Below are 12,895 nucleotides of genomic sequence, written 5' to 3' on the forward strand. Positions count from 1 at the left end.
AGCTGAACGAGCTGGGGCTCGATTTCGCTGTCTGCGGGCGTCATTACAAGCTTAACTGCAACAAAGCAAAAAAAGCTCCCTGAGGGAGCTAAGCGTGACAAACCGGCTGAGTTTGGCGGCCGGTTTGTCTTTTTCGTCGTTCAGCGCTGCTGCAGCCCGCGATGAACGTCCTACAGAACCGTGTTTCCTCCTAGCGGATAGATGGGCGAGATACCAAAATACGGGACACAAAACGTCATAACAACGATGACAAGCAGAATAAACAGAACGAGAACGACTCCGGCACTTGAACTACCACCGTAATTGCTGATTGTGGCGCAACTCATTTTTTTTGCCTCCTAAAATAAATTTTGTTTCTACCCTCATACTATGAAGAAGGAAGACTATCGGAATCCGACAACCGCCCTTTCTGGTTGAGAGATTTAGAGATTCCTATAATTGACAAAATAATCGAAAGAACTCATCATAACCATAGGCTAACTGTCCGAAGAAAATAAAGTTATAGACGGGATTTGTTGATCCTACGCGAATTTTGAATTGCTAAACCGTCAGACTCCGAATAATAAGTCTTAGACTGACTCCAATATAAAACCAGCGGCAGTCAAGGACTGAAAAATAAAGTCCTAGACTGCCGCTGGTTTATTGAACTAACGTATCCCGTTAGCTTAAGGACTTACCTGAAATCGAACAGGTTTTTTACGAGTATTTAAGTGTAAATATTAACTTTTTGTTGACTCTCTATGTTGAACTGCTAGTTCAATGAAAACAGGGAGCAGCTACCGCAGTAATCTGCTCCCTGGCTATTTAATCATCCGTGCGCTTCTCACCTTTAATCGGAACGACTCTTCCGTCGACTTCTTCAGATCGAAGCTTGCCAAGCTCCTGACTATTCCCTTGCTCATCGGTCTTGCCGAAAGTATATAAACCGCTCGCCCACTGATTTAGGAAATAGACCGAGCTTTTAAACTTCGGTTTCACACCCCATTCACGCTTAGCTACATCATCATACTGCCATTTCTTGATCGCTAATCCTTCTTCATTGACCTCGTAGTACCCATAGTCGTAACCTGCATTATCGATACTAAATCGCAAGGCTTCTCCTTCGGGGAATGTGAAACCATAATAATGATACCCTTCACCACCTTTCAACATTGGCGCATCCCCCGAGAACCCCGGCAGTTTTAACGCGATCTCGCGTGCTTCCGTCAAATCGCCGTGCATCAGCGTCTCATATTCTTGCTGAGCTGTAGGAGTTCGCACGATGACACGGTTGTCTTTCGCGTTATACTTTACATAAGCGCCAAGCGTCTCGCTGATGAACCGAAGCGGCACATAAGTCAGTCCGTTCTTGTTCACGACTCCGGCGTCAATCGACACGGATTTGCCGTTCACGTTCGCTTTCTTCTCCCCTTCCTTCAATTTCACCATAATCTTGTTATCTTTTGTATGAAACATCACAACACGCGTCTTCGGATCATATGAAAACACAATCCACGCCTGATCCGTCAGTGCCCGCAATTTGATCATGGCATTTCCCTTGACCATCATCGCGTCGTATTGAAGCTCCCCGTTCACGAAGACAGAAGGAGCTGCTGCATAAGCTAGTGAACCGTTGAAGAGGACACTGGCAAGCAGAGCGGAACCAACTACGTATTTGAGCCTTTTATTCCATTGCATTATATTTCATCTCCTTGATAAAAATGGCATTTAATACTTATGTTGACGGGATTGATAGTGGATAAGTTGCAGATATAACGAATTCGTCTTACTCGTTTTACCCGATTCATATTTCCCCATTATCCTGCCCGTTAGCTCAACGCCGCCGCTGTCAGTCTAGAACTTTTTTTCCCGGTCTAACACTTTATTTTCTCAGTCTACAACTATATTTTCATCAGACACTAACCAGAAAGAGGGAGTATATTGCTCAAGTCCTCCTTGTATCGCATGATGCTTTCCTATCTTTTGATTTTTATTAGCATTACTTTCTTTTTGATTGCTCTGCTCGTCCTGATGCGGATAGGATTCATACGGATTCGCTTCATGTTCAGCAGCCGGAACATTTTCTAAAAGGACTACCGCTTTAAGCATCTCGGTGTTCGTATTCTGGAACAAATATTTAGCGAGACCAATTACAGCTTGAGTCGCATAATCTTTGCCTCTATAGTCTGGCGACACGGCATACATGATTTCTCGATTAGGAGGCGGCAGCTCTTCTTTTATGCCTGTACAGCACCACCCGATGAACTCATTGTTTTCTTGCAAAATTATACCCATGCGAAGGCGCAACTCCCCGATGTCTCCGCCTATGGATACTGCGTCCAAAAACCGCTTGTTGTCTGGAATCTCATAATGGAGCAGCCAGTCTTTGCGCTGCTCTTTCGACACATTCCATCCGGGTAGAAATTCATAGATGGAAGGCTGCCAGGTCAGAGCATGGAACGCATCTAAATCGGATTCTATGAATTCTCTCAATATAATGTCTTTGCACTCTATTTTAATGCTCATCCGGTTATCTTCTCCTTCGGTATTTAATCTCTCCCGACTATAATAACGGTTATTTACAGCCGCTTAGAAGATAAAGAATAGGTATAACTGGGAAATCCGCTATATGCTATTTCTTTGAAGCGCATGCCAAAAAACCGTCTCCGATTACGGAGCGGCTTTTTGGAATTCAAGTATAAAGTTCGCTGCGTATTATCTCTTACGGGAAAGCTTGACCGTCTTAACCTCAAACGGGCCAAAATCAAGCTCCAGCGCATCGCCCGTCGCATCGAGCGGCTCCGACTTCCGCTCCAGCAGATCGGTCAGCCAAGCTTCTCCGACTGGGAAACCGGCTTGCAGCTTTGTGTGCAGGCGCGTGCCCGCCGTTTCGTACAGGCGGACGACGATATCGCCGTCATCCTCCGCCTGCTTCACCGACTCGACCATAACATGCGGATGCCCCGTCACCAAGAAGGAGCGTCCCTCCTGCCAGCCGCCGACTGCGGCGGCAGCATCGCTTGCCGCCATCGCGCCGCTCGCGACTTCATATGTCCGCAGAGGCACATTCAGCTCATAGCCCTGGCGATAAATCCCCGCCTCCACATGATTGCCCGCATGCGGGTAAAGCGAATACGTGAACTTATGCTCCGCCCGGTCTGCCTCCGGGTCAGGGAAGGAAGGGCTGCGCAGCAGATTCAGGTCCAGCTCTCCGCCCTCGGCGCGATGGCCGTATTTGCTGTCATTCAGCAGCGCAATGCCGTAATCCGGCTCCGACAAATCAATATAATGATGCGCGCAGATTTCATCCTTGGCATAATCCCACATCGTGTTGCGATGCGTCGGTCGTTTTAAATAACCGAACTGGATTTCACAGTTGACGGAGTCCGTACGGACATTAGTCGGGAACGAGGTGCGAAGCATTTTGCCCGATTCCTTCCAGTCCACCTCAGTCTCAAAATCAATCCGCCGACTGCCTTCCGTAAGCTCAACACGCTGCGCAAGCACAGACTCTCCGAACAAATAACGCATGATAAAACCAGCCTTGGGACCGTCCCGGAATGGCAGCATATCAACAAGCTCCAGCTTCATGCCGCCCGTCTCCCGGTAATCCTGCCGGAAATCCCAAGCGTCGCCCTCGTCGACATAAATTCGCAGCGCGTTGGCTCCTTGTCCAGACTGCACAACTTCGCGACGATGTTCTTTATCGTATAGGGAAGCAATCGAGCCGTCCTCCGCAAAAACGACTTTAAGCAAGCTGTTCTCGATCGTCCGCTGTTCTTCAAATACTAATAGCTGCGGGAAGTCTGGTTCTGCTTGCACTGCACTATGGACCGCATAACCCATCGCCGGGACACGTACCTGCTGCCAGCCCGCGTCAAGCTTCAGCCACTCCTCGCGCTCCCAAGGAAGGGAGTTGAATATCGCCGTGCCGGACATGCCGTTGGCCCCGGCCACAGCCGTATACGCCCTTCCGATCATTCCCTCCGTCTGCCCCAGCAACGCCGCATAGCGCTCTAGTGACTCATCGTAAACCCTTTTGATCGAGGAGCCTGGCAAAATATCATGGAACTGATACAGAAGAACTTCCTTCCAGATCGTATCCAGCTCTTCCGCCGGATACGGGCTGCCATCTGCCATCTCCGCCAATACAGCAGCGAACTCCAGCTCGCGCAGCGCCTTTTCCAGCTTGCGGTTGTACCATTTGTTCCGCCCCTGGCTCGTCAAAGTGCCCTGATGTTTCTCCAGATACAGCTCTCCACGCCAAGTTTCATAGCGATCCTCGCCTTCCGCAAGCCGTTCAAAAAAGCGTGCCGAAGGCTCCTGCTCCACCGGAGCGAGACCAAGCAGATTATGCTCGCGAGCAAGCCGCTCCAGATGCTCCTCTCCGGGTCCACCGCCACCGTCGCCAATACCGAACAACATGAGCGCGCGGTCCGACACGCCTTTGTCCAAATATTCCTGTTCTGCCTTCGCAATAGAACGCGGCGCCGCCGGGCTGTTGTATGTATCCTCAGGCGGCATATGCGTCAGCACCGTCGATCCATCGAGCCCCTCCCACATGAATGTGTGATGTGGATGTTTGTTGTAGGAGCTCCAGCTCAGTTTCTGGGTCATCATGTAATCGACACCTGCTTTTTTCAGCAATTGCGGCAGGCTGGCCGTATATCCGAATACATCCGGCATCCAGAGCGACTTCATCTCCTGACCGAATTCCTGCTGAAAATACCGCTTACCGTAAAGCAACTGGCGAACCAGCGATTCACCACCCGGTACATTCGTGTCGGACTCGACCCACATTGCGCCTTGCGGTTCCCAACGTCCTTCCTGCACGCGCTCCTTAATGCGGCTGTACAGCTTTGGATAATGCGTTTTCATCCAGTCGTACAGCTGCGGTTGACTAGCTCCGAACACATAATCCGGGTAACGCTCCATCATGTGCAGGGCGGTCGAGAATGTCCGTGCTCCCTTACGGATTGTCTCACGGATCGGCCAAAGCCACGCCAGATCAATATGCGCATGACCAACGGCGCTAAGCGTCAAAACCGGATCGCCGCCGCGTTTGGCTAGCTGTTCACGAATCATTTGTCCAACCTCGACCAGCTTCTCCTCCGTAGGATTCGCGAGCAGCAGGGACGCATCATAGAGCGATCGCACAATGCGCTCCTTGCGCGCCGACCCGGCCGGCAGATGCTCAGCCGTTTCCAGCAACACCTCGAAGTCGTAGTATAACTTGCGAATATCTTCCCGGCATACGGCAATGATCGCTTCCTTCAGCGTGCCGCTACGATAATATCCGAATAGGTCGTTGCAACCCGCATCGCCCCATAGATCGATCTCTTCCGAACCACTGGAGCTGTCGCTGATCGGTACAACCCGCTTACCAGGCATTCCAAGGGAATGATCAAATTCAGAATTGATGTTGGTCAGCCCCTGCGTCGGTGATCCTTCCTCGTCAACAAGGCATACCTCGCCGTTCACATCGATCAGCAGCACAACTTTTTCACCCTTGGCCCGCTCCGGCACGGTTCCCTTAAAATGAAACCACGCGCAGTCCCATAACTCGCCCCATTTGTTGCCAGGCTGAAGTTTTACGAGCCGACCCGTCATGCGATCGTTATACGTTACAGGCTCAGAGGTTACCCATGCTGTTACTTCAAGATTTGCTAATGGCTCATATATTTTTGCTTGCAGGCGATTCAGTACCGATTTTAAACGATCAGGTTTTATGATTTCATACGGCATATTGCTCTCTCCTTTTTCGCTCAAGAGTTTTGTTTCAGTTAATCTAACTATAATAGATACATTATATATGTTCAATATATATTTAAGTTAAATCCCATCATTCCTACACAAAAAAGAGCCGCCCTGCGAAGCAGCGCTAGCTCTATTTAAATCTCATACTATTTTATTTGTTGGACCCTGAACACTATCATGCAGTCTGCTAACTCGGCGGACCCGAAGTCTGTCGTATGGCAAGCTCAGGTTGAAGGATTATTTTGACATTACCTGTATCCTTGCCACCACTTTCGATCATGTCATGAAGCCGTTCCCCCGCCTGTAAGCCCATCTCGAATTCGAATTGCCGAATATGTGTAAAATGGCTCATTTCCTCCACAATCGAGGTCGGATCATCAAAGCTGACGATCGACAGATCCTCCGGCACCCTAAGCCCCGCCTTCTGGGCCAGTTGGCACATACGCACGGCAAGGTGGCCGTTCAACGTAATATAAGCGCTCACTGCTCCACTTCGCATCATACTGTGCAAGGGGTGAGACTCCGTATCCTCTAGGTTGTCCACACTGAAGCCTGTCATAATATGTGCCGGATTAATCAGCGCTCCTTTTTGTTTCAGCGCATTCATGTAGCCCTCGATCCGTTCCTGAACCGTCACGGTTTGCAGCGGCGAATCAGAGCATATAGCAATTTCTCGATGACCGAGCTCCCACAGATGATCCACCGCCAGCTCCATTCCTTTACGACCGTCGGCGGCGATATAGTTCGTCTCAACACCAGGCAAATAACGATCCAGCAGCACAAACGGGAATCCCGCAACCTTCATCGCCAAAATTTCCTCGTTGTACTGCTCCTCGTCCACAGGAAAAATAAGCAGCCCTTCCGCACCGACCGCCTGCAGCGTGACGATTGCTTCTTTCTCTTGCTCCAGTTTTCCGCCGGAAAAAAGAACCGCAAGCCTGCGGCCTTTGGCCTCAATCGCTTTTCGTGCTCCCTCCACAAGCCGGGTCGCAAAATAATCCCCGATGGATGGAATGACCATGCCGATTAAACCTGTCTGCACGCTGTACCCGGTGGATCTATTGGTAAACGCAGCAGCTTGCCGTGACCCGGCTACAGTAGTTGCCTCCACAGCCCGAGCCGCCCCGCTCACAAAGCTGCCTCGCCCCGGTACGCGGGTAATAAGGCCTTCGCCCGCTAATCCTTTCAGCGCGTTGACAACCGTGATTTTGCTTACGTTGAACTTATCCATCAGCTGTTGATCCGTCGGAATGCGATTGCCTTCCGCCAGTCCCTCGGACGCGATCAGTTCGCGGATAAACTCTTGAATTTCCTGATATAGCGGCATGCGGTCTTTCGAGCTCATTGTAGATCACCAATTTCCGTTCCGTTTTATATGTATAATATATTTTTCGTCAATGCTGCACAACTGTCGTCCACAATTAAGCTTTTCGGACAACAGCAAAAAGCAGGTCCAATTGAACCCGCTCTCTCCTACACCTTCATACCTTCATCAACAGCACCATGATCCTCCACATATAACTACCGAAGTAGGATAAATGTTCATTATATGTCTGTCAGTCGTAACACGGATTGGTCCATTCGTTGTAATGTTTCTATAGTCCACACCGTTTAATTCATTTGCGTTTCTCATCGTGAACTGGAGACCAGCCATTCTATTCCCATTTGATCCCATTGCCCAGTACGATGCGGTGGCAGCAGTAGTATTGTATGACGAAGTCGTCAACTCGTAGCGGGTAGATCCGCCAGGTTCAATATTCATCGGAAAGGGATTCGAAGCATCCCCCGTGACAGAGTCAAACCTCATCATATTCCCCGTGTTGTTATTAATGATAAAGCTTTGCGTGGATCCGTTATCGTCATCGATTGGGGGAATAGGGATTGGGAGAGGGATTGGGATTGGGAGAGGGCCTGGGGCAGCACATGCTCTTGCGGGATAAAAAGCACTGATAACAATAACTAGCAAAATAAATAAGACAAGAATGAGACCTGAACTTGAACCTTTAAAATTGCTGATTCCTACCTTTTCGTAGTTCATTCAATTTCCTCCTATAATTCTATCATTGGCGAGGGTTACTTTCGCTTCTACCAACACTATATGTGCCAAGAAACGAGACGGTTCTAGTCAGCTGACACAATAAAATGATAGTTTTGATAATTCTAATAGTCATAGATGGCAATGTTTCGTATCGTATACCTAGATGTTACGGCTGGCGAAGTATTACGTAAAACTCTAAAAAGTCCTGTAATGGCATTACCTTCCAATTGAAAGACTATTTCCCCAAGTATTGTGGCAGGCACACTTGTATCCGTTGCGCTGTAAACTCGATATGTGACAGTCGCTACACTAGTGGACAAACCGTCTACCCTTAAATAGATAACGTCGAAGTCGCCAGGCCGGAGATTGGAAGTCGGAATACTTGATGGCCCTGTACGTGTATAGAAGCGAAACCTATACAAGGACGTTGCGTTGGCAAGTCCGAAATCCAATGTTGACTGAATCGAAGCATCGCCACCATCATCATCGGATTCGCAGCAAAAAACGCTTGTAACGATAACTAGCAAAATAAACAAAACTAGTATTACACCTGTGTTAGAAAACGTACTAATTTGTGCTAGTTCACTATTCATAGCCGTTCCTCCAATTCTTAATTTACTTAATTATTCTTTGCACACGAGAAAGAATTGGACTCAGGCAGCTATCATGTCGATTAACAATAGTAATAGATATTAGGAGGTCACGACTGTGTCCAGCAATAGAAAGGTTGAGTTTCCAACATTAGAAATGGAGAGACTAAATCTTAGGATTTTAACGCTACGAGATTCCGAAGGAGTATTTAAACATTTCTCAGATGAGGAGATTATTGCATTTCATATTGAGGATTTGGGCTGTAGATGGGGGCTCTTTGACAAAAACGATAATAGTCTGATCGGCACATGTGGATTTCACTATTTAAGAAACACTAATGATGACTTTACAGCAGAGGTCGGGTTTGATTTATCTAAGCAACGCTGGGGCAGAGGTCTTATGGTAAAGGCGCGTCTTCTGTTTGATTAAGGTCGCTGCGCAGTCACGGTTTTTTCCACGGCTTGAAACCACTGTATCCAGCTCCCAATCCGGGAGCAGCCACGCGTCTCCACTGGCTTCTGAAGTTTTCCTTTATGCCGCAGTACCTTCATCTTGCCGGCTTCAACAAGCTCGCGGTGCAGGGCTTCTAGGTGTCACACTTCATATTACAATTCGTCAAATGAGTAAGGAAGACAAGCTAGTCAAGAATTGATTTGCCTCGGAAACCGGCGACAACTATATTTGCTGGTGACGTATTTCTTAATGTGCTCATAGCTCCCAAGCCCGGAGTTCCCTCTAATTGAAAGGTCGCTTCGCCAAGTAATTCAGGCGGAAAGCTCGTATCTGAAGCGTAATAAACACGGTAGGTCAGTGTCGCAATCGTTATATTCAAGCCGTCTAATCTTAAAGTAAGGTTTTCATCGGAATCTCCAGGCAACAGGTTGGATTTATCCGGAATATTCAGCGGCCCTGATTTGGAAAAAAAGCGAAGTCTGTATAAGCTCGAAGAGTTATAAATCCAAAAATCCAATGTGGATTGAATGGAAGGATCATTTTCTTCATCAGGCTTATAGCAAAACACGCTTGTCACGATAACGAGCAAAATAAACAAAACCAAAATGATACCAGCGTTGGAATACGCGCTAATCTGTGAAATCTCATCCCTCATTTTATTTCCTCCAATACTTCATCTGTTGTAGTAATATATGCTAACCTCATAAATCATATAGAGCCATTCCTCTGGAAGAATAACCGATTGCAACAAGCGGCGACGTATTTTTTACCGTTCTAATATAGCCAAAGAGAAGATCCCACTCTACTTGAAAGGTTAATTCTCCAAGAATAGTCGGCGGCACACTTGTATCCGAAATGCTATAGACCCGGTATGTGACGGTCGCAACCGTTACTTGCGTGACAGCAGACCTTAACACAAGAGTTTCTAAGCCGCCGGGCAAAAGAATCGAACTTGGTATATTTAACGGCCCTGTTCGCGTAAAAAAGCGGAGTCTACACCGTTGCGATAAATTTTTCAGCTCGTATTCAAACGTACTTAGATTTAACGATTCTTCTTCAGCTTGATCAATCCAAGAGATACCTATAACGACAACCAGTAATATAAACAAAACTAGAATTATACCTATTGGTGAATATGCGCTGTCATTCATTGCATTACCTCCCATACTTCGTCTGCTAAATTATTCTATGATTGGATAGTAGAATTGGATTGGGCTAGCAGCATTCAAATTCACACTCTATAATCGAGTAGGAAGGAGCGCCTAGCTCCCGTGCTCTCACACCACCGTACATGCGGGTCCGCATACGGCGGTTCCAAAAGGTTGACAAAGCTCCACATAACGAGAAAGTAAGCTTTTCAGCCCTTTCGCAGTGTCCTTGGCCGAGGCCAGTCGGAAGCTGCTGAATCCGACTTTCCATCGGCATCGAACGCGTTCGGTTCGTTATCTCTCGCACTTTCTCTTTGAATTTCGAGATCGTTTGCGGGGCTAAACGGATCGTCGCTTTCTTGTCCCTCAGGACATAGCGAACAAATCGCAAGCCTCGCTCGGTCAGTTCTTTGTCCAAGTCATCCAGCAGAATGTTGGCTAACGGTAGGCGCTTGCCAGCCCCCGTTCGGGACTTTCACCCTAGAGATGACGCCCATGCTGGCGTACGACGAAGAAAAAGGCAGGTCCCATTGGACCCGCCTTTGCCTTAAAATCTTCCATTCAAAGGATTCAACCGTTATACACATCTGCGTTGCATTCAGCGCTGATTGGAAAACCCACAACCCGCCATTCCAGGTAGCTGAACCGGATGAAGGCGTTTTACGCGTGCCAAATATTTGAATCCTAAAGCTATATAGAGCGCAAGTGAAAAACGAACAAAGTCAGGCTTACCACCAAAGTGGGTAATGAATAGTAACAAGAACCCGGTGGTGATGAAAATGAGTACTGCAGAAATGGAGAAACTCAATGTGTCCATGAGAGAAACTTCAGATAAACGGCTTTACGAGAGATACCTGGCGGTCCGTCTTCGCTTTGAAGGTCACTCGTTTGAGGAAATCGGCCATTTACTCAATCGCACGCGCCAAACGATCAGCCTCTATTGGCAAGCGTATCAAGAACGTGGTCTTGCCGGGCTGGAAATGGATCATTCTCCCGGACAACCGACAAAGCTCACGGATGAGCAACGCAGCCAGCTAGGCGCCATGCTGGAGCAGAAAACCCCAGTCGATGTTGGCTTTGAAGCGCGTCACACCTGGACACTTCCGCTGGTAGCCGAGTGGATCAAGATGACGTTTGGTGTCACCATGAGCGTACGCGGTATCAGCGCGATGCTGGGACGCATGAACTTCAGCTTTACCAAAGCGACCTATTCGCTGGTTAGAGCCGATGCGGATGCCCAAGCCCTTTTCCGCAAGCAAACGTTCGCTCAGCTCAAGAAACAGGTGGAAGCCGAAGAAATCGATCATCTGCTGTTTGAAGACGAATCCATGATTCGCTCCTATCAAGCGCTGCAATACAACTGGTTCCCACGTGGCAGGCAACGCAAAGTGCCGACTTACGGCAAGCATGAAGGAGCCAAGTTGTTTGGGGCGATTAACTACGAAACCGGACAGGTGCATCATCGAGAAGAAGAGAAAGCGGATGTAGCGGCTTTTGTTCGCTTTCTTGAAGATCTACTTTCTGTGTACCCGTCGGGAAAAATGGCCTTGATCCTGGACAACAGCCGCATTCATCATGCTAAAGCGTTACAGCCGTTTCTCAAAAAACATCCTCGTTTGCAGTTGGTCTTTCTGCCGCCTTACAGCCCGAACCTGAATCCGGTGGAAGGCTTGTGGCTATGGCTCAAAGCTGACGTAGTCAATAACGTATTCTTTGAAAAATTCTATAAGATCAAGCTTCATGTGAGTCAATTTATGAATCGAATTAATAAGAATCCGATGGAAACCATCGATCGTCTGCTTGTTCGGTTATGATCTTAAGTGCGCTCTATATAGATCAAGATAAGTAAGTGTCTAAGAATAAGGAGACTTCACTCGTTCTGCAAATAAACCTAAATAATTAATTTTTTGTTCAAACGCCACATAATCTGAATTCTCACCTTTTAGTCCAATGTACATATAATAGTCATAGCCGAAATGGACAAACATTGATGGATGATCCAGCTTTGCCCACACTTGCTCTCGGAGAATGAGCTTGCTTAAGTCGGGGATTTCTGGAGCATCGACATCTTCCCCTTCCTTAAGCCGTTCTAATAAATCATGCATTTCTTTGGATAGTGCTGGGTTCTCTTGGCATGATTCTCGTATTTTTCGAGGTTTGTGATTCTCAAGGAAGAGGCACTTGCAAGATTCATACTCATCCTGATGACTTGAATATAGGTGTTCTCAATATAAATATATTCCTCGAGCGTAATCAGCCTTCCATCAAAAGCTTTGCCAATATCGGTAAAGGAAGTCCATTCTTCCCGATTAAAAAAATCTTCAGCATCGCGATAAAGGGGATTATATTTCGTTATTCTCCAGCTCAGCTTTATTCAAACTCACTCCCCTTAAATTAGATGACTTCATATTCTTTAGCTAGAATCCATCCATTTAAGCCATAGGAAGAAAGAATCTCATAATAACCATATTGCTCCCTTAACAATCTTTCTTTTAATTTTCTTTCCAATGTAATTATACTAAACCAGAGATGACTTGGTAGGAAAAACTAAACTGGCAACGTCCTCATTCAACTTATTGGTATGATGTTTACTGAGGAAGACTAACAGGACAGCAGAGCAGAGCAGGGAACACTATTTTATTAGATATTAGGAGGTCACAACTTTGTCCAGCAATAGAAAAGTTGAGTTTCCAACATTAGAAACGGAGAGACTAAATCTTAGGATTTTAACGCTACGAGATTCCGAAGAAGTATTTGAACATTTCTCAGATGAGGAAATTATTACATTTCATATTGAGGATTTGGGCTGTAGATGGGGGCTCTTTGACAAAAACGATAATAGTTTAATCGGCACATGTGGATTTCACTATTTAAGAAACACTAATGATGACTTTACAGCAGAGGTCGGGTTTGATTTATCTAAGCAACA

General features: G+C 47.1%; 11 protein-coding genes and 2 pseudogenes (1 of these 13 running past the window's edge). 3 read left to right on the forward strand and 10 right to left on the reverse strand.

What is annotated here, in order from left to right; genetic code table 11:
• Positions 1–170 precede the first annotated feature (170 nt).
• The 6 genes from CGZ75_RS25195 to CGZ75_RS11040 form a co-directional block, all read right to left on the reverse strand.
• Positions 171–326, reverse strand: coding sequence for a hypothetical protein (locus CGZ75_RS25195; RefSeq protein ID WP_176444765.1), 156 nt, complete (start codon positions 324–326; stop codon positions 171–173).
• A gap of 478 nt (positions 327–804) precedes the next feature.
• Positions 805–1,677, reverse strand: coding sequence for a copper amine oxidase N-terminal domain-containing protein (locus CGZ75_RS11020; protein WP_089524205.1), 873 nt, complete (start codon positions 1,675–1,677; stop codon positions 805–807).
• Between the two features lie 192 nt (positions 1,678–1,869).
• Positions 1,870–2,505 (reverse strand): GNAT family N-acetyltransferase, encoded by a 636-nt coding sequence (locus CGZ75_RS11025; protein WP_089524206.1) that lies wholly within the window; start codon positions 2,503–2,505, stop codon positions 1,870–1,872.
• A 189-nt stretch (positions 2,506–2,694) separates the two neighbouring features.
• Entirely contained in the window at positions 2,695–5,724 is a 3,030-nt protein-coding gene (locus CGZ75_RS11030) for an alpha-mannosidase (protein ID WP_089524207.1), read from the reverse strand.
• Between the two features lie 199 nt (positions 5,725–5,923).
• Positions 5,924–7,081, reverse strand: coding sequence for a substrate-binding domain-containing protein (locus tag CGZ75_RS11035; protein ID WP_089524208.1), 1,158 nt, complete (start codon positions 7,079–7,081; stop codon positions 5,924–5,926).
• 147 nt (positions 7,082–7,228) lie between these two features.
• Entirely contained in the window at positions 7,229–7,774 is a 546-nt protein-coding gene (locus CGZ75_RS11040; protein WP_089524209.1) for a YjcZ family sporulation protein, read from the reverse strand.
• 747 nt (positions 7,775–8,521) lie between these two features.
• On the opposite strand from CGZ75_RS11040, the gene CGZ75_RS11045 reads away from it, so the two are divergent.
• Positions 8,522–8,794 (forward strand): GNAT family N-acetyltransferase, encoded by a 273-nt coding sequence (locus CGZ75_RS11045; RefSeq protein WP_141136750.1) that lies wholly within the window; start codon positions 8,522–8,524, stop codon positions 8,792–8,794.
• Here CGZ75_RS11045 and CGZ75_RS26470 read toward each other — a convergent pair.
• The 3 genes and pseudogenes from CGZ75_RS26470 to CGZ75_RS11055 all read right to left on the reverse strand — a co-directional run.
• Positions 8,750–8,907 (reverse strand): annotated as a pseudogene (locus CGZ75_RS26470) (IS30 family transposase); the annotation flags it as partial. The gene CGZ75_RS11045 and the pseudogene CGZ75_RS26470 overlap by 45 nt on opposite strands.
• 95 nt (positions 8,908–9,002) lie before the next feature.
• Positions 9,003–9,473: a hypothetical protein gene (locus CGZ75_RS11050; RefSeq protein ID WP_089524211.1), complete on the reverse strand. Its 471-nt coding sequence runs from the start codon at positions 9,471–9,473 to the stop codon at positions 9,003–9,005.
• Between the two features lie 46 nt (positions 9,474–9,519).
• On the reverse strand, positions 9,520–9,969 hold the full coding sequence (locus tag CGZ75_RS11055) for a hypothetical protein (RefSeq protein WP_089524212.1): 450 nt from the start codon (positions 9,967–9,969) through the stop codon (positions 9,520–9,522).
• Positions 9,970–10,736: 767 nt separating this feature from the next.
• Here CGZ75_RS11055 and CGZ75_RS11065 point away from each other — a divergent pair.
• A complete protein-coding gene (locus CGZ75_RS11065) occupies positions 10,737–11,780 on the forward strand; it encodes an IS630 family transposase (protein ID WP_425436469.1) in 1,044 nt (347 codons plus the stop codon).
• A 39-nt stretch (positions 11,781–11,819) separates the two neighbouring features.
• Here CGZ75_RS11065 and CGZ75_RS11070 read toward each other — a convergent pair whose 3' ends face one another.
• On the reverse strand, positions 11,820–12,071 hold the full coding sequence (locus CGZ75_RS11070) for a hypothetical protein (protein WP_089524214.1): 252 nt from the start codon (positions 12,069–12,071) through the stop codon (positions 11,820–11,822).
• A gap of 558 nt (positions 12,072–12,629) precedes the next feature.
• Here CGZ75_RS11070 and CGZ75_RS11075 point away from each other — a divergent pair.
• Positions 12,630–12,895: pseudogene (locus CGZ75_RS11075) on the forward strand (GNAT family N-acetyltransferase); it runs 334 nt beyond the window's last position.

This window comes from Paenibacillus herberti (genome assembly GCF_002233675.1).
GTDB lineage: Bacteria > Bacillota > Bacilli > Paenibacillales > Paenibacillaceae > Paenibacillus_O > Paenibacillus_O herberti.